A 16868-nucleotide genomic window follows, 5' to 3' on the forward strand; every position below is an offset into this window, starting at 1 on the left:
TGCACCTCTAGCTCAATTGGCAGAGCAATTGACTCTTAATCAATGGGTTCCGGGTTCAAGTCCCGGGGGGTGCACCACCGAAGCCCCGCCTTCAAGGCCATAAGCCTGAAGGCGGGGCTTTGTCGTTCCCGGAATGTGCGTGGTGCCGGCTGCGCGCCAGGCACGAGTTGTCGCAGCCGAAACTTCGTGTAGAGTTGCATGTCGTTGCGGAGGTCAACGGGGAAACTAAAGCCCGCGGATGAACGAAGCAGCAGATGCACCTCTAGCTCAATTGGCAGAGCAATTGACTCTTAATCAATGGGTTCCGGGTTCAAGTCCCGGGGGGTGCACCATCGAAGCCCCGCCTTCAAGGCCCCCTTGCCTGAAGGCGGGGCTTTCTCGTTCCCTCGGTATGGCCTCACGCGCGGCGCGCCCGCGGAGGATCCTAGTCCGGAGCACTGCCCGAGGATCCCCTGACCTGCAGCTCGCTGCTGACCAGATGCGTCCGGCCCGGCAGATCCGGGTTGCCCAGCCGCTCCAGGATGAACTTGCCGGCCTGGACCCCCACCGCGAGATTGCCGTTGTCCACAGAGGTCAGGGACAGGTGCCGGATGCGGGCCAGATACGTGTTGTCGTAGCCGACCAGGGAAATGTTCCCCGGAACAGTCACCCCCGCGTCCGCTGCCGCGGACAGCACGCCCATGCAGGCGATGTCATTGAAAGCGAAAATCGCCGTCGGCGGGGTGCCCGCGGCCAGCAGGGTGCGGGCTGCAGCGTAGCCGCTTTCCTCACTCATGCCGCCGGCCACCGTGCGCGGTTCCAAGCCGGCCGTTCGCATCGCCTGCTCGTAACCCGACCGCCGCAGGCGTCCGATCCCATCGGGCCCCTGGAGGTGGGCGATGCGCTTGTGCCCGAGCGCAATGAGATGCTCGGTGGCCTTCCGCGCACCCGCGGCGTCGTCATTGACCACCACATCCACGCCCGGCAGCTCCGGATCAAGCGTGCCTGCCAGCACCACGGGAACCACGGCGGAGGCGGCCCTGATGGCGGTGGACTCCGTGGTTGTCCCCACCACTACCAGGCCGTCAATCCGCTGCTCCAGCAGCGCCTCGACGGATGGTCGGCCGATCCTGCGGTCCGTGTAGGAGTCGGCGAGGACGGGGGAAACGCCGGCGGCGTGCAGGGAGGCGGAAAGACCCTCCAGGAGCTCAATGAACCAGGGGTTCCGGAGATCGTTGAGCAGAACGCCAACGGTCCCGGTGCGCGGCATCGAGAGCCCGCGGGCGAGTTTGTTGGGCCGGTAACCCAGTTCGTCCATCGCCTCAAGCACCGCCCGCCGTCGGGCATCACTGACGTTCCCGGAGCCCTGCAGAACCAGCGAGACGAGTGACTTGGACACCCCGGCCCGGTCTGCCACATCACGGATGGTGGGCTTCGCCGGGGGCTGACCGCTGTAGGGGAACGATGGGCTCAACAATGCTCCTCTTCACGTCATGCCAGCTGGTGCTGCCTGTCCGGTTCCAGCCTAAGGGGTTGACGAACCGGGCCTGTGCCATTGATTATGGACCGGTCCAAGAAAATTCCAAAGAGTCAAAGAGGATCTTGATGAGTGAACCGCACGCACGGCAGTTGGTGGCCGGAATGGTTGGCGGCGGCGCAGGGGCGGACATCGGCAAGACGCACCGCCGCGCGATGCGTCTGGACGGCGAATATGACCTTCAGGCCGGCGTCTTTGGCCGCGATGGGGCCCGCTCCGCTGCCCTGGCGTCCCAGCTCGGCATCCCGGAAGACCGGCACTACGCCGGTTACCGTGAGATGGCGGAAAAAGAAGCGCGCCGGGAGGACGGCGTCGATGTAGTGGTTGTTGCGACCCCGAACGACAGCCACTTCGAGATCGCCCGCACTTTTCTCGAGGCCGGCATCTCGGTGGTATGCGAGAAGCCGCTGACCCGCGACTCAGTGACCGCCGCGGAACTGGTGCGGATCGCCGCTGACAACGGCGCCGTCCTGGCGGTTCCGCACTGCTACTCGGCCTACGCCATGGTGCGCCACGCGGCCCGGATGGTGCGCGACGGCCAGCTGGGAACGGTTACGTTCGCGGACGTAGAACACGCCTCTGGCTGGGCGGCCACTCCCCTGGAACAAGGCGGGCACAAGCAGGCCATCTGGCGGACGGACCCGGACATCGCCGGCTTCCCGAGCGTCGTTGGCGACCTCGGCACGCATGGCTTCCACCTCCTTCGCTACATCACCGGGCTCGAGGCCGAGAGGGTCTCCGGACGGCTGAAGACCCTGGTTCCGGGCAGGCGGGTCTTCGACCACGCCACGGTCGAACTGCAGCTCACCGGAGAGGTTCCGGGCCGGTTATGGGCCAGCATGGCCGCCGCCGGTCACAACCACGGCCTGCGGATCCGGGTCTTCGGCACGAAGGGAAACCTCGAGTGGCAGCATGAGGACCCCCATCACCTGTTGGTGCAGGACCTCGACGGGACCACCACGGTGCTGACGGAAGGGCTCAGTACCCTGTCAGAGGACGCCTCCCGGCTCACCAGGGTGGGGTTGGGGCATCCCGAGGGATTCCTCGAAGCGTTTGCCAACTTCTACCGCGATCTCGCCGCCGAACTGCGCGCCCGCCGGGACGGCACCCTGCCGGAGACCCGGGAACTGTCCTTCCCCACGGGTTACGACGGCCTTGTCGGCGTCCGGTTCGTCGAGGCGGTCGCCGCTTCGAATGCCCAGGATGCCGCCTGGGTAATCCCGGCTGGTGCCGCGGAGAAGGTGGGGGTCTGACCATGCAGCGCTTCGCACTCCTCGGCGCAGGCTTCATTGGCTCGGTTCACGCCGCCAACCTTGCAGCCCACCCGGACACTGACTTCCGCTTGGTCTTCGATGTGGACCAGGACCGCGCGAAGGCCCTGGCTGCCAAGCATGGCGCCCGCGCTGCCGCGGGCTTGGAGGAGGTGTTCGATTCCTCCTCCATCGACGCGGTGTTCATTGCCTCGTCCACCGACACCCATGCCGCGCACTTGCGCCGCGCCGCCGAGGCCGGCGTGGCAGTGCTGTGCGAGAAGCCGATCGACCTGGACCTCGGGCAGGCCAGGGAGACTGCAGCTTTCGCCGCCAAGCACGCGGTGCCGGTCATGGTGGACTTCAATCGGCGCTTTGATCGCGACTACGCCGAGCTCAAAAGGATTGTCGACGCCGGGGAAATCGGAGATGTAGAGCTTATCCAGCTCACCAGCCGCGGCCCGGCCATGCCGCCGCTCTCCTACATCGCCACGTCGGGCGGACAGATGCGGGACCAGACCGTTCACTTCTTCGACCTCGTCCGCTGGCTTACGGGAGCGGACCCGGTTGAGGTCTTCGCCACCGGATCGGCCCTGGCCGAACCGCGGCTGGCCGAGTACGGCGATGTGGATACGTCCGTGGTGTCACTCCGGCTTCCCGGCGGCGCCCTGGTCCAGATCGACTGCGTCCGCCGCACCGGTTACGGCTATGACGAACGGATCGAAATCATGGGCTCTGAGGGCATGGCCGAGGCCGGCCGCCAACGTGCCGGCGCTGTGTCCCGCTACTACTCAGGGAAGGTGGTGGACGACGGCATGCACCCCGGCTGGTTTGAGCGGGTTCAGCCGACCTACGCCGCGGCCCTGGCCCACTTTGTGGCCGCGCTGGAGAATGGAACAGCGGGCGACGGCGGTTCAGCCGTCACGCCGTCACTCGAGGATGGCTTGAAGGCCCAGGCCATCGCCGAAGCGGCAACGCTGTCCCTGCGCACCGGCAGGACCGAGACGATCCAGTACTGAACCGGCGCTCGGCGCGAACGTACAGTTGCGTCCCCTTTTCCGTCCGGAATTGGAGCACAACTGTACGTTCGCGCTGTGTCAGCCCGCCGCCTGGAGCGCCACCCGCACCGGCTCCCCCGACTGCAGCGATGCCTGGGCAGCGTCCGCCACCATGGACGCTGCGACGGCGTCCTCCGGCGTGCACGGGTTCGGCCGCTGCCCCAGCACTACTTCCACGAAGGCCGCCATCTCGGCACGGTAGGCCGTGTGGAACCGCTCGGCGAACGTCAGGTGCGGCGGCCCCGCCGGGAAACCGACCCCGGGCTCGGCAGAAGACATCGCCATCTGCTCATCCATCCCTACCATGACGGACCCTGCAGATCCCTGGAGTTCCAGCCGGACATCATGGCCCGCCCCGTTGTAGCGGGTGGCCGAGACCGTTCCGACGCTGCCGTCGTCGAACGTCACCACAGCCAGCGCGGTATCGACGTCGCCCACGGCACCGATTGCGGGGTCACCGTTGTTGGACCCCTTGGCGAAAACCTCCACGATTTCCTTGCCGGTGAGCCACCGGAGGATGTCGAAGTCGTGGACGGAGCAATCACGGAAGAGCCCGCCGGACGTCGCGAGGAATTCCACCGGCGGCGGCGTCATGTCGCAGGTGACCGCCCTGACCGTGTGGAGCCATCCCAGCTCCCCGGCGTCGAAGGCGCGCTTGGCCTCCAGGTAGCCTGGATCGAACCGGCGCTGGTGGCCGATCTGCACCGTGCCGGCCGCGGTCCGGATGTGGTCGAGCACAGGCAGTGATTCCTCGACATTCACGGCCACGGGCTTCTCGCAGAACACCGGGATTCCCGCGTCCACTCCCGCCCTGATCAGGTCCGGATGCGTGGCGGTTCCGGTAGCAATGACCAGACCATCGATGCCGGAGTCAAGCAAGGCTTCGGCGGAGGGCAGGAACCCGGCACCAATTCCGCCGGCCAGGGCCCGGGCGTGCTCCGCGGCAACGTCGGTCAACTTGAGGTTCACCGTGATGCCCTGCGGCTTCATCAGCCCATTCAGGCCGGTGATGTTGCGTGCGTGCATCGCACCGATCCTGCCCACTCCCACAAGTCCAAGAGTTACTTCTTTGATGCTGCTGCTGCTTGTCACGGCTCCCCTACCCCGATGCCCGGCCGGTGTCGGCCGTGGAGTCAGTCACGCCGGCGACCTCGGCCTGGACCTGCTTGACGACGTCCCCGTGGCCGCCGAGCTGTTCGAGCTCGTGGGCCAGTTCGGCCAGTTCGGCGCCGCCTGCCATCTGGGCGGTGAGTTCGTCGAGGGTGATGTCCTTCTTGTCGTAGTAGCCAATCGACCTGCCGCGCTTGAGCAGCAGGAACCGGTCGCCGACCGGGAAGGCGTGGTGGGGGTTGTGGGTGATGAAGATGACGCCGAGGCCGCGGTCGCGGGCCTGCAGGATGTAGCGCAGCACGACGCCGGACTGCTTCACGCCCAGGGCTGCCGTTGGTTCGTCCAGGATCAGGACCTTCGCACCGAAGTACACGGCGCGGGCGATCGCGACACACTGGCGTTCACCGCCGGAGAGCTGGCCGATGGGCTGCTCAACATCGCGCAGGTCGATGCCCATGTCCGCCAGCTCCTGCTTGGTGATGTCCTTCATGGCCTGCACATCCAGGCGCTTGAAGGGACCAAAACCCGTGGTCAGCTCGGAGCCAAGGAAGAAGTTGCGCCAGATAGGCATCAGGGGGACCACTGCGAGGTCCTGGTAGACGGTGGCGATGCCGGCATCAAGGGCGTCACGGGGCGAATCGAATTTCCGCTCCTCGCCCATGATGTGGAGGACACCTTCGTCGTGCTGGTGCAGGCCGGCGATGATCTTGATGAGCGTGGACTTGCCGGCGCCGTTGTCCCCGAGCACGCAGGTGACCCGGCCGTTGTCCACGGCCATAGTGACGTCCGTGAGGGCGACGATGTTGCCGTAGTGCTTGCCCACGCTCTCCAGTGAAAGCAGGTGCACCGGGGTGTGGGTCAGCGGGTCCTTCTCGTCCTTGAGCAGTTCCTGCTGGTCGATTTGTTTGGCGTCCATGATGTTCAGCCCTTACTTGAGTCTGCGCGGCGCTTGACGATCAGGTTAACGATGGTGGCCAGGAGCAGCATCAGCCCGAGGAAGAACTTGAACCAATCCGGGTTCCACTGCGCGTACACGATGCCCTTGTTGGCCATGCCGAAGATGAAGGCGCCGATCGCGCCGCCCACTGCGGATCCGTAGCCTCCGGTCAGCAGGCACCCCCCGATCACGGCGGCGATGATGTACAGGAATTCGTTGCCCACGCCCTCGCCGGACTGCACGGCGTCGAAGGCGAACAGGTTGTGCATGCCGAGGATCCAGCCGCAGAAACCCACGGCCATGAAGAGGCCGATCTTGGTCGCCTTGACGGGAACGCCCACGGCACGGGCGGCGTTGGAGTCGCCGCCGACGGCGAAGATCCAGTTGCCCACCTTTGTGCGAAGCAGCACCCAGGAGGCGACGGCAACCAGGGCGATCCAGATGAAGACGGTGTTCTTCACGTCCACGCCGCCGATGTTCACCGACGAGGAGAAGATGGCCTGCGCGGACTCATAGCCGTCCATGTTGGAGATGGACGGTGATGAGACGCCGCCGCCGATCATGCGCGTCAGGCCCAGGTTCAAGCCGGTCAACATCAGGAACGTGGCGAGCGTGACGATGAAGCTGGGGAGCTTGGTCTTCATGAGGATCCAGCCGTTGATGAAACCGATGCTCAGCGACACCACAAGCGCCAGGATCACACCGACCCAGACGTTCATGCTGAAGTACCAGCTGAACATCGACGCCGTGAGCGCGGAACTGATGACCGCGACGCCGGTGGACAGGTCGAACTCGCCGCCAATCATCAGCAGCGATACCCCCACCGCCATGATGCCGATGGTCGAGGATCCGTAGAGCACGGTGGCGAACGCGTTCGGCTGGGTAAAGGTCTGGGACACCGCAGCAAAGAATATGAAGAGGACGATGGCTCCCACAAGGGCGCCCACCTCGGGACGGCCAAGCAGCTTTTGCAATGGATTGCGCCTGCCGACACGTTCGTCGGTCACCGCCGGTTTGGAAATTGTCTGGGTCATGGTCATTGGAATGCTCCTTGCTGCCCGGTCCGGCGTTTCCGCCGGGCCGGGCTGGCGGACTGCTAGCGGATACCCTGCTGGGCGAAGGTGAGGGCGTTGGCTGCGCCGGCCTTGTCCACGATGGTGGGGCCGGTCAGGACAGGCTGCCCGCCGCCGAGCTTGAAGCCGCCGCGCTTGGCCTGCCACAGCGCGTCCACCGAGCCGTAGCCCTGCAGCCAGGGCTGCTGGTCAACGGTGAATTCAACGGCGCCGTCGGCGATCTTCTGGGCGAGTTCGGCGTTCATGTCGAAGGAGGCCACCTTGGCTTTGCTGCCGGCCGTGGTCACCGCTTTAAGGATGGTGAGCGTGTAGGGCGCACCCAGCCCGATGATGACGTCGGCATCAGCGGTGGCCTGCAGTTTGGCGGTCACTGTGGAGGACACCTGGGTCATGTCAGTGCCCTGCACGTACAGGATCTCGGTGGCCGGAACCTTGGACTTCACGCCAGCACAGCGGGCTTCCAGGCCGACGTGGCCCTGCTCCTGGATAACGCAGACAGGGTGCTTGAGTCCGAGGGAGTTGAGCTTGTCACCCACTGCTTCACCGGCGAGTTTCTCATTGGAGCCGAAGTGCGTGAACGCCCCGAGCTGGGCGAAAACGGATTCACCGGCGTTGAGGCTCACCACGGGGATGCCGGCGTCGGTTGCCTTCTCCAGGGCGTCTTTCAGGGCGTCCGGCTTGGCCAGGGTCACAGCGATGCCGTCCACCTTCTGGTCCACGGCCTGCTGGATCAGCTGGGCCTGGCGGCCGCCTTCGGGGTCCGAGGTGTAGAGCAGCTCAACGTTGTCCTTTGCGGCGGCTTCCTCAGCTCCCTTGCGGACGATGTCCCAGAAGGTGTCTCCGGGAGCGGCATGCGTAATGAGCGCGACCTTGATCCGTGGCGTCGACGCAGCCTGCCCGCCGCCTCCGGCGTTTGCGTTCTCCTCCGGCCTGCCGCCGCTGGACGAACAGGCGCTCAGCGCCATCATCGGCACGACGGCGGCTACGAGCGCCGCCCTCCGCCATGAAAATTTCTTCACCGAAAATCTCCTTCGATTCGGGTTCCGGCCGTGCCACGCCGCAGGGCCGGAATGTTGATATCTCTGATCATCGTGACTCGGATCACAGTTGTCAATCTTTGTCCTAACATTAGGACGATATTAGTTTTTGTCCATTTCACTCATCCGTGAAGGCGAGCCGGAACGCCGAGAGGGCCTTGTCCCCCGCGGCGACTCCTGATCCGCCCGACGCAGCGGCCTCGAGGCCGATGACACCCGAGTACCCGACGCCGGCGAGCGCCCTGGCGACGGCGCGGTAGTTCACCTCCCCCGTTCCGGGCTCGAAGCGGCCCGGGACGTCGGCCACCTGAATTTCCCCGATCCACGGCTGCGCCCTGCGGACAAGTTCAATCAGGTTTCCTTCGCCGATCTGGGCATGGTAAAGATCCAGCATCATCCTCACGTGCGGGTGGTCTGCCGCGGACACCAGCGCCAGGGTGTCCTTGGCCCGCGCCAACGGTATGCCCGGGTGGTCCAGGACCGTGTTGAGGTTCTCAAGCGCAAAGACCACACCATGCCGCTCACCGAGCCGGCCCAGCCGTTCCAGGGTGCGGAGGCCGGTCAGCCACATCTGGCCGGTGGAGCGGTGAAGGGGCAGCACGGCAACCCCGCCGTCGCCGAGTTCCGCCGGGTGCACCACCATGCGCTCGACACCCAGCTCCAACGCGGTGGGGATGAGTTTCTCCGCCGATTCAACGACCCGGTCCGCGCTGTCCGGGTCAATGAGGCTGCCGCCGAAGTAGCCGCTCATGGAGGAGAAACGGGCCCCCGTCGCGGCGAGCGCGGAAATGTCCCGGTTCCGGGTGTCCCAGAGTTCCACCTCGAACCCCTGCCCATGAATGCGCTGTACCCGCTCGACGAGGGGCAACTCCCCGTAGATCATTTCGGCGCATGCGGCCAGCCGGAAGGTCACGCGCCGCCCTGTCCTGTGGAGTGCAGTCCTGTGGAGTGCAGTCCTGTGGAGTGCAGCCCTGTGAGATGCAGTTCCGTGGGCTGCAGCCCAGGCTCGGCCGCCCACAGGTGGGCCACAGCCGCAACGTCCACCGGGAGGCCGGTCTCATGCGACCGGATCGCCGCCAGCGCCACGGCGAGCGCATTGCGGGCATCGATCCCGCCGGGGACCGCGGTCCCGACCGCCGGGCGTCCGGCCAGTCGGGCGGCAACACCCTCGACGAAGCGTGCAAGTTCAGCGGTGTAGGCGTCATGGAAGAGGTCGATGTTCAACCGCACGGTGTCGGAGGCAATTCCCGCCGCGGTGTAGCTCACGGCGCTGGATGCCTGCGGCCCACCGGCGGCGACCATGCCGGCGGATCCGAACACCTCGCCCCTCACGTCATAGCCATACAGGGCGTTGAAGTTGGCTTCGGCCACCGCGATGGCCCCGTTGCTGTAGGTCACCGTGACCACCGCCGTGTCCAGCAGGCCTCCGGCTTTCGCTTCCGGCGCCACCAGGGCGTCAGCCACTGCATGCACCTTCACAGGAACCGCTCCCGGGTTCAGCCAGTTCAGAGTGTCGAAATCATGGATAAGCGTCTCCAGGAAGATCGTTCCGTGCGCGATCCGCTCCGGGGACGGGATTCCGGCGGCGGTGCCCGGGTCCCGGGTAAGGGACCGCAGCAGCTGCGGGGTGCCCACCACGCCGTCGTCGATGAGTTTCCTGGCAGCGGCGAAGTCCGCCGCAAAGCGCCTGTTAAAGCCAAACTGGACGTTGACCCCGGCGGCGTCCGCGGCGGCCAGCGCCTCATCCAGTTCTTCGACAGTGCGGCCGCCCGGCTTTTCGCAGAACACGTCTTTCCCGGCCCGGGCCGCAGCTGCGATGAGACCTGAATGGAACCTTGCCGGCGATGCCACCAGGACCGCGTCAATGCCGGGGTCGCCGATCACGTCCGCCGGATCTGCAGTGATGCGGGCAACCCCGAGCTTGCCTGCCAGCGCCTCGGCGGCGGGAAGCGCGGGGTCAGCGATGGCATCCAGCCGCGCACTGGGAATCCGGCGGGCCACTGACTCGGCATGGAAGGCGCCGATCCAGCCGGCTCCAATCAGGCCGAGGCGGACGGGGCGGTTGTCACCGGCCGGTTGCTGCACGTAGGTCATGTTGCAATCCTCTTCTCAGGGCATCTAGATCGTTCTAGTGGCATGATCGTGGCACAGTTTTTAGCCATCTGTCTAGATCGTTCTATAGACTGCTGGCAGCAAGGAGGCACATGTCTGAACAGCAACGGCGCCCCACCCTCGTGGACGTAGCCCACGCCGCCGGCGTATCGCGGGCCCTGGTTTCCATCGTGATGCGCGGCGCCCCCGGCGCAGCCGTTGCCACAAGGCAGAAAGTGCTGGACGCCGCACGCGAACTCGGCTACCGGCCCGACAGCCGTGCCCGGCTGCTGCGCAGCACCCGGACCAAACTCCTGGGCCTCAGCTTCTCCACGGGCCACGCGTTTCACGCCGAAATTGTGGACGCCGCGTACGCCGAGGCCAGCGCCAAGGGCTACGAACTCGCACTGGGCGGTGTCACCAGTGGCAGGCCAGAGGACCGGACCATCGAGGCCCTGCTGGATTTCGGGTCCGAGGCGCTGATCCTGATCTCGCCCACGCTCAGCAGCGACGAACTGGCCCGGTACGCCGGCCAGGTGCCGGTAGTGAGCCTGCTCCGCAACGACGTCGGCGAACTCACCGATTCGGTGAGCAGTGACGATGACGAGGGCATCCGGATGGCGGTGGAACACCTCGTGTCCCTGGGGCACCGGCGGATCGTCCATGTCGACGGCGGCACCGCGGTCTCCGCCGAACCGCGCCGGTCCGCCTTCCGGGCGGAGATGGAAAGCCGAGGGCTGGAGCCGGCCATCATTGCTGGCGGGGCGATGGAGGAAGACGGGATGACTGCGGGCAATGCCCTCGGCCCGGACATGCCGACGGCCGTCATTGCCTTCAACGACAGGTCAGCCCTGGGACTCATCGAGAGTCTCCGGGCGCAGGGCCTGAGGGTCCCGGCAGATGTGTCAGTGCTGGGCTACGACGACAGCCAGTTCGCGCGGCTCAGCTATGTGCAGCTGTCCTCGATCAGCCAGGACGCTCCGCTTCTTGCGGCAGCAGCCGTGGACCGCGCCGTGGCCCGGATTGAGGGAACGCAGCCGCCCGGGCATGTTGTCCGGACTCCGCACCTGGTTGCGCGCAGGACCACGGCGGCTCCCCCCGCCGGCGGGTAGTCGCCGGTGCAGGAACCTGCCTCGAGCTAGGAATTTGCCTCGACGGTCAGCCCGGCGTCAGCTCCGGCCACGATGGCGCTGGTCTCAGGCGATGCGAAGCGCTTGGCCAGCTCCCGGACCACGGCCTGGAGTTCCTGGCGGAGCCGGTCCGGGTCGATGGAGGCCGCGGCCAGGACCGACCGCTCCATGTCTGCTGCAGCCATGACGGCTTCGGTGCCACGCTCCGTGAGCGATACGACGTGGCTGCGCCGGTCCGACGTGCTGCGCTGGCGCACGATGTGCCCGTGCGACTCGAGGCGGCTCAGCGTCTTGCCCATGGTCTGGGCCTGCACCCGCACAAGCTGGGCAAGCTGCGCCTGCGTCATGGGACCGCTGTTGTAGAGCACCTCGATGGCGATGACGCCGGCATGGGTCAGGCCAATGGCACCCAGCTTCTCGTTCCAGGAGTGCTCTACGAGGCGGGCCGCCGTGGACAAGAGACGCCCTGTGGGCCAGCGATCCATATCAGGCATACCACCAAGTATAACTAAGCCTGATTAGTACCCGGGACGACGCCTCACTAAGCTGGAATGTCCTGCACGAAAACAAGGAGACAACGTTGGCTGAAAAACTTACGGCGGGCGACACTGCCCCCGGCTTCACACTGAAGGACGCAACGGGAGCAGACGTCAGCCTCAGCGACTTCCGCGGCCGGAACACCATCGTTTATTTCTACCCGGCCGCCGCCACGCCCGGATGCACCAAACAGGCCTGCGACTTCCGGGACAGCCTGGCATCCCTTCAGGCTGCCGGCTACGAAGTGCTGGGGATCTCACCCGATCCGGTGGGCAAGCTGGCCAGCTTTGCCGACGCCGAGGGCCTCACCTTTCCCCTCCTGTCGGACGAAGACCACGCCGTTGCCGAGGCATACGCCGCGTGGGGCGAGAAGAAGAACTACGGCCGGACTTACGAGGGCCTCATCCGTTCCACCGTGGTGGTGGACGAGGACGGCAAAGTCGCTGTGGCCCAGTACAACGTCCGGGCCACCGGGCACGTCGCCAAGCTGCGCAAGGACCTGAAGCTCGAAGAGGTCGGTCAACCCGGCGCCTAACCACCAAGGCCTCACCTGCGGCGAGGACCGCACAGGTGACGGTACAATTGAGGCTGGCATCCGCCGTCGTACGTCTTCCTGCTGGTGACAGCAGGCCGGGCAGCGCGCGGAGCCGGGCGCGAGTGGTGAAATTGGCAGACACGCAGGATTTAGGTTCCTGTGCCTTCGGGCGTGGGGGTTCAAGTCCCCCCTTGCGCACAAAGCTAAAGAGTAGGAAATCCCGGGTTACGGCCCGGGATTTCCTCGTTTAAAAGACCGCCAGAAATTTTTTCGCGGTTCACCCATCCGCTGCTGCCGGCCAGGCGAATACCCAGTGAGACACCGCCCAAGCCTGGAACTACAGGCCGGTGCCCCACCCAGTCGGAAAAGGATCACCGGAGGGCTCCGCAGCCCCTCCAATCCCGTTCGTCGGCACAACTAAGGAGAATCGAAATGCAGTCTTTCAAGCGCTCAACCTTCACCGTCGCAGGCATTGCAGCCGCAGCCCTGCTGAGCCTCACCGCATGCGGCGGCTCCGCAGGCACGACCAGCAGCTCGTCGGCCGCCGCCGAGCCGTCTGCTTCCAGCATGGCGCCGTCACCGTCAGAGACCGCGACGGCGGCCATGGATCCGGCGGCCAACCTCGCTGGTCCGGGTTGTGCCGACTACGCCAAGCAGGTCCCCAGCGGCAAGGGTTCCGTCGCAGGCATGGCCCTGGACCCCGTGGCCGTCGCAGCCTCGAACAACCCGTTGCTGAAGACCCTGACAGCCGCTGTCTCCGGCAAGCTGAACCCCAAGGTCAACCTCGTCGACACGCTGAACGGCGGCGAGTTCACGGTGTTCGCGCCTGTTGACGATGCTTTCGCCAAGGTGGACGCCGCAACGATCGAGACGCTCAAGAAGGACGATGCCCTGCTGAGCAAGATCCTCACGTACCACGTGGTCCCCGGCCAGGTCACTCCGGACAAGATCGTGGGCACGCACAAGACCGTGCAGGGCGGGTCGGTAACGGTGACCGGGACCAAGGATGCCCTCAAGGTGGATGGCGCCAACGTGATCTGCGGCGGCGTCCAGACGGCGAACGCCACCGTTTACCTCGTGGACTCGGTGCTGATGCCCAAGTAGTCGCTGGGCCTGGGCTCGTAGCCGTCCCGGGCAGAGGCCGCGGTTCGCACCCGAGAGTGCGGACCGCGGCCTTTTGCCGCTCCGGGCCCCGGCGTGTCCTGGCTCACGCATAAGCCAGGGGCCCGCGATCCGTCAATTAGACTGGTGGCGGGCAACAGCCGCCCACGCGCACCCCAGCAGTCCAGAGGTGGTAATCGAGTGCCCAGCAGCAGTATCCCGCGCCGTACGGCCCTCAAGACCGGTGCCGTCCTTCTGGGCCTGACGCTCACTTCCTGTACGAGCGAAACCCAGCCCACGCCGTCGTCCGCTGCGGCAAGCACCACGACGGCAGCCGCTGCCCCTTCAGAAACCTTCACGTTCGGCACGGCCTCACAGCCTCTGGGCCTGGACCCCGCCCTGGCGAACGACGTCGAATCGCAGCGGGTCACCCGGCAGATCCTGGAAGGGCTGGTGGGCGTCGACCAAACGACGGGCGAGCCTACGCCACTGCTGGCAACGCAGTGGACGGAATCGCCGGACGGCCTGGCCTATACCTTCACCCTCCGCCCCGGCATCAGGTTTCACGACGGTTCCCCTTTCAACGCCGACGCCGTCTGCACCAACTTCGACCGCTGGTTCAACTTTTCCGAGGCCCTTCGGAAGCAGGCTCCGGGAACCACCTTCAAAGGGGTCTTCAAGGAGCACGCCGACCATCCGGAGCTGTCCGTTTTCAAATCCTGCACCGCCCTGTCGGCGCTGCGCGTGCGGATCAGCCTCACGGAACGCTTCACCGGGTTCCTGCAGGCCCTGACGCTTCCCGCGTTTGCCATCTCCTCCCCCAAGGCACTCGCCGCCGGGAAGGCCGATCAGCCCAGCCTGCGGCGCGGCAGCCAGGCACTTTCCGCTTACGCCACCCATCCCGTGGGCACCGGACCCTTCCGCTTCTCCGCCTGGGACAGCGCGGGGGTCACACTCACGGACAACAAGGAGTACTGGGGCACCCGGGGACAGATCGCCACGCTCAAATTCGTCACCTATGACCACCCGCAGACGCGGCTGCAGGCCTTGCTGGATGGCAGGATCGACGGTTATGACTCTGTGACGGTGGGAAACTTCGACCAGCTGGTCAAGCGCGGCAAGCAGATCATCCAGCGGGACCCCTTCTCGGTGATGTATCTCGGCATGAACCAGGCAGTTCCGGTACTCAAGGACCTCAAGGTCCGCCAGGCCATCGAGCTGGCCATCGACAAGGACACGCTGATCAGGCGCTTCTTCATCGACAACACCGCCCAGGCCTCGCAGTTCGTTCCGCCCAAGCTGAGCGGGTTCAACAACAACGCACCCGCACTCGGCTACGACCCCCGCAAGGCGAAGGAACTTCTGGCAGAGGCCGGCTACAAGGGCCAGGCCCTGAAGTTCTACTACCCCATGAATGTCACACGACCGTACCTGCCCACCCCGGAAAAGGTTTATGCGGAGATCAGCCGCCAGCTCACGGCGGTGGGCCTGAACATCCAGCCCGTCCCGGTGGACTGGACGGACGGCTACCTGCAGAAGGTGCAGAACCCCGGCGACCACGCCCTGCACCTGCTCGGCTGGAACGGCTCCTATTCCGACGCCGACAACTTCCTCGCCCCGCTCTTCGGCGAGAAGAACGGCGAGTTCGGCTACCAGGACCCGCAGGTGTTCTCCAAGATCGACCGCGCCCGCGGGCTTCCGGACGGCCAGGAACGCACGCAGCAGTACCAGACCATCAACGCCCAGATCGCGGAGTCCCTGCCCGCCGTCCCCATCGCTTTCCCGATCTCCGCACTGGCCCTGTCCGACCGGGTGATCAGCTATCCTGCTTCGCCGGTATTAAATGAAGTTTTCACGAAGGTCCAGCTGAGGCCTTGACGCCGGGGCGCAATTTCAGTTAGAGGGCGGTACAGGGATATTCTGTGACAGCCAGAGCCGCCTACGGGAGACTGATTGTGACCTTCATTTCCAAGACCCAACATGCCGACGTCGTCCTGATTGGCGGCGGCATCATGAGCGCCACGCTGGGTGCGTTCATCAAGCAGCTCGAACCCAACTGGACCGTTTCGCTGTTCGAGCGGCTCGACGAGGCCGGCCTGGAGAGTTCAGGACCGTGGAACAACGCCGGCACGGGGCACGCCGCGCTGTGTGAGCTTAATTACTCCCCCGCGGCCAAGGACGGCTCTGTCAATCCTGCCAAGGCCCTGCACATCAACGAGCAGTACCAGCTGTCCCGCCAGTTCTGGTCCCATCTGGTGGACAACTCCCTGATCGGCTCGCCCAAGGGCTTCATCAACACGGTGCCGCACATGAGTTTCGTTATTGGCGACGACAACTCCACCTTCCTCAAGACCCGGTACAACGCACTCAAGGAGCACACCCTGTTCCGGAGCATGGAGTACTCCGAGGACTTCGCGCAGATCGCCAAGTGGGCGCCGCTGATCGTCAAGGGCCGCGACACGAAGCAGCGCGTCGCGGCCACCCGCGCCGCCGAAGGCACCGACGTCGACTTCGGTGCCCTGACCCGCGAGCTGACCGGATACCTCGCCAACAACGGGGTCGAAATCAACTACGGCCACGACGTCACCGATCTCCGCAGGGCGTCCGACGGCGGCTGGGACCTTTCGCTCAAGCACCCCGCTTCCGGTGAGCGCGGCAGCATCCGGGCCAAGTTCGTCTTCGTCGGCGCGGGCGGCGGAGCGCTGCACCTGCTGCAGGCTTCCGGCATCCCCGAAAGCAAGGGCTTCGGGGGGTTCCCGGTTTCCGGCCAGTTCTTCCGCTGCACGGACCCGTCCCTGGCGTCCCAGCACAACGCCAAGGTTTACGGCCAGGCGTCCGTCGGCGCACCGCCCATGTCCGTGCCGCACCTGGACACGCGCTACGTCAACGGCAAGCGCTCCCTCCTGTTCGGACCGTACGCCGGCTTCTCGACGAACTTCCTGAAGAACGGCAGCTACCTCGATCTCCCGCTGTCCATTCGGCCGAGCAACATCATCCCGATGCTCGCCGTGGCCAAGGACAACATGGACCTGACCGCCTACCTGGTCAAAGAAGTGGCCAAGCGCCACGGTGACAAGGTGGAGGCGCTGCGCGAGTACTACCCCGAGGCCAAGGACGGCGACTGGGAACTCATTACCGCCGGCCAGCGCGTGCAGATCATCAAGAAGGATCCGAAGAAGGGCGGTGTGCTGCAGTTCGGCACCGAGGTGATCGCCGCCCGCGACGGTTCCGTCGGCGCCCTCCTCGGCGCTTCACCGGGAGCCTCCACGGCCGTGCCCATCATGATCGAGCTCCTGCAGAAGTCCTTCCCCAAGAACTTCAAGGGCTGGCAGTCCAAGCTCAAGGAAATGATGCCGGGCTACGGCGTCAAGCTCAACGAAAACCCGGAGCTGGCGGCGGAGCTCGAGAAGGCCACCGCCAAGAGCCTCCAGCTGGAAGCATCGCCCGCAGTCCAGCGGTGACCCTCCAGCGCTGACCGGCGCGGGTTGCGGCA

The 16868-nt window shown here is 65.7% G+C and carries 15 protein-coding genes and 3 tRNA genes; 10 read left to right on the forward strand and 8 right to left on the reverse strand.

Annotation, left to right across the window (positions count from 1 at the left end):
* Window position 1: 1 nt before the first annotated feature.
* Window positions 2-77 (forward strand) — tRNA-Lys (locus tag ACTHQX_RS00380).
* Between the two features lie 179 nt (window positions 78-256).
* Window positions 257-332 (forward strand) — tRNA-Lys (locus ACTHQX_RS00385).
* Between the two features lie 92 nt (window positions 333-424).
* On the opposite strand, the gene ACTHQX_RS00390 is transcribed toward ACTHQX_RS00385, so the two are convergent.
* Entirely contained in the window at window positions 425-1453 is a 1029-nt protein-coding gene (locus ACTHQX_RS00390; protein ID WP_440155095.1) for a LacI family DNA-binding transcriptional regulator, read from the reverse strand.
* Window positions 1454-1584: 131 nt separating this feature from the next.
* Between ACTHQX_RS00390 and ACTHQX_RS00395 the strand changes: the two genes are divergently transcribed.
* Window positions 1585-2769 (forward strand): Gfo/Idh/MocA family protein, encoded by a 1185-nt coding sequence (locus ACTHQX_RS00395; protein ID WP_440155097.1) that lies wholly within the window; start codon window positions 1585-1587, stop codon window positions 2767-2769.
* Between the two features lie 2 nt (window positions 2770-2771).
* Window positions 2772-3785: a Gfo/Idh/MocA family protein gene (locus ACTHQX_RS00400; protein WP_440155098.1), complete on the forward strand. Its 1014-nt coding sequence runs from the start codon at window positions 2772-2774 to the stop codon at window positions 3783-3785.
* Between the two features lie 78 nt (window positions 3786-3863).
* On the opposite strand, the gene ACTHQX_RS00405 is transcribed toward ACTHQX_RS00400, so the two are convergent.
* The 6 genes from ACTHQX_RS00405 to ACTHQX_RS00430 all read right to left on the reverse strand — a co-directional run bounded on the left by ACTHQX_RS00405 (window position 3864) and on the right by ACTHQX_RS00430 (window position 10075).
* Window positions 3864-4898 carry a Gfo/Idh/MocA family oxidoreductase gene (locus ACTHQX_RS00405; protein ID WP_440155480.1) on the reverse strand — a complete coding sequence of 345 codons (1035 nt, stop codon included), beginning with the start codon at window positions 4896-4898 and terminating at the stop codon, window positions 3864-3866.
* A gap of 25 nt (window positions 4899-4923) precedes the next feature.
* Window positions 4924-5850 (reverse strand): ATP-binding cassette domain-containing protein, encoded by a 927-nt coding sequence (locus ACTHQX_RS00410; RefSeq protein WP_440155099.1) that lies wholly within the window; start codon window positions 5848-5850, stop codon window positions 4924-4926.
* Between the two features lie 5 nt (window positions 5851-5855).
* The gene (locus ACTHQX_RS00415) at window positions 5856-6911 is read right to left on the reverse strand and encodes an ABC transporter permease (RefSeq protein ID WP_440155100.1); all 1056 of its coding nucleotides are present in this window, start codon (window positions 6909-6911) and stop codon (window positions 5856-5858) included.
* 56 nt (window positions 6912-6967) lie between these two features.
* Entirely contained in the window at window positions 6968-7963 is a 996-nt protein-coding gene (locus tag ACTHQX_RS00420; RefSeq protein ID WP_440155101.1) for a substrate-binding domain-containing protein, read from the reverse strand.
* A gap of 136 nt (window positions 7964-8099) precedes the next feature.
* Window positions 8100-8894, reverse strand: coding sequence for a TIM barrel protein (locus tag ACTHQX_RS00425; protein WP_440155102.1), 795 nt, complete (start codon window positions 8892-8894; stop codon window positions 8100-8102).
* On the reverse strand, window positions 8891-10075 hold the full coding sequence (locus ACTHQX_RS00430) for a Gfo/Idh/MocA family oxidoreductase (protein ID WP_440155103.1): 1185 nt from the start codon (window positions 10073-10075) through the stop codon (window positions 8891-8893). Before ACTHQX_RS00430 ends, ACTHQX_RS00425 begins: the two co-directional genes overlap by 4 nt.
* Before the next feature lie 110 nt (window positions 10076-10185).
* Here ACTHQX_RS00430 and ACTHQX_RS00435 point away from each other — a divergent pair, with 110 nt between their 5' ends.
* A complete protein-coding gene (locus ACTHQX_RS00435) occupies window positions 10186-11184 on the forward strand; it encodes a LacI family DNA-binding transcriptional regulator (RefSeq protein WP_440155105.1) in 999 nt (332 codons plus the stop codon).
* 26 nt (window positions 11185-11210) lie between these two features.
* On the opposite strand, the gene ACTHQX_RS00440 is transcribed toward ACTHQX_RS00435, so the two are convergent.
* Window positions 11211-11687, reverse strand: a complete 477-nt coding sequence (locus ACTHQX_RS00440) for a MarR family winged helix-turn-helix transcriptional regulator (RefSeq protein ID WP_102972116.1) — start codon at window positions 11685-11687, stop codon at window positions 11211-11213.
* Window positions 11688-11782: 95 nt separating this feature from the next.
* On the opposite strand from ACTHQX_RS00440, the gene bcp reads away from it, so the two are divergent.
* The 5 genes from bcp to ACTHQX_RS00465 all read left to right on the forward strand — a co-directional run bounded on the left by bcp (window position 11783) and on the right by ACTHQX_RS00465 (window position 16836).
* A complete protein-coding gene (gene bcp, locus ACTHQX_RS00445; protein WP_440155106.1) occupies window positions 11783-12274 on the forward strand; it encodes a thioredoxin-dependent thiol peroxidase in 492 nt (163 codons plus the stop codon).
* 116 nt (window positions 12275-12390) lie between these two features.
* Window positions 12391-12472: transfer RNA gene (locus ACTHQX_RS00450), tRNA-Leu, on the forward strand.
* 234 nt (window positions 12473-12706) lie between these two features.
* Window positions 12707-13378 carry a fasciclin domain-containing protein gene (locus ACTHQX_RS00455; RefSeq protein ID WP_440155107.1) on the forward strand — a complete coding sequence of 224 codons (672 nt, stop codon included), beginning with the start codon at window positions 12707-12709 and terminating at the stop codon, window positions 13376-13378.
* A 198-nt stretch (window positions 13379-13576) separates the two neighbouring features.
* A complete protein-coding gene (locus ACTHQX_RS00460) occupies window positions 13577-15253 on the forward strand; it encodes an ABC transporter substrate-binding protein (RefSeq protein WP_440155109.1) in 1677 nt (558 codons plus the stop codon).
* A 77-nt stretch (window positions 15254-15330) separates the two neighbouring features.
* Window positions 15331-16836 (forward strand): malate:quinone oxidoreductase, encoded by a 1506-nt coding sequence (locus ACTHQX_RS00465; RefSeq protein ID WP_395405199.1) that lies wholly within the window; start codon window positions 15331-15333, stop codon window positions 16834-16836.
* Window positions 16837-16868: the final 32 nt, after the last annotated feature.

The organism is Arthrobacter sp. SAFR-023 (assembly GCF_051965295.1).
In the GTDB taxonomy this organism is placed as follows: Bacteria; Actinomycetota; Actinomycetes; order Actinomycetales; family Micrococcaceae; genus Arthrobacter.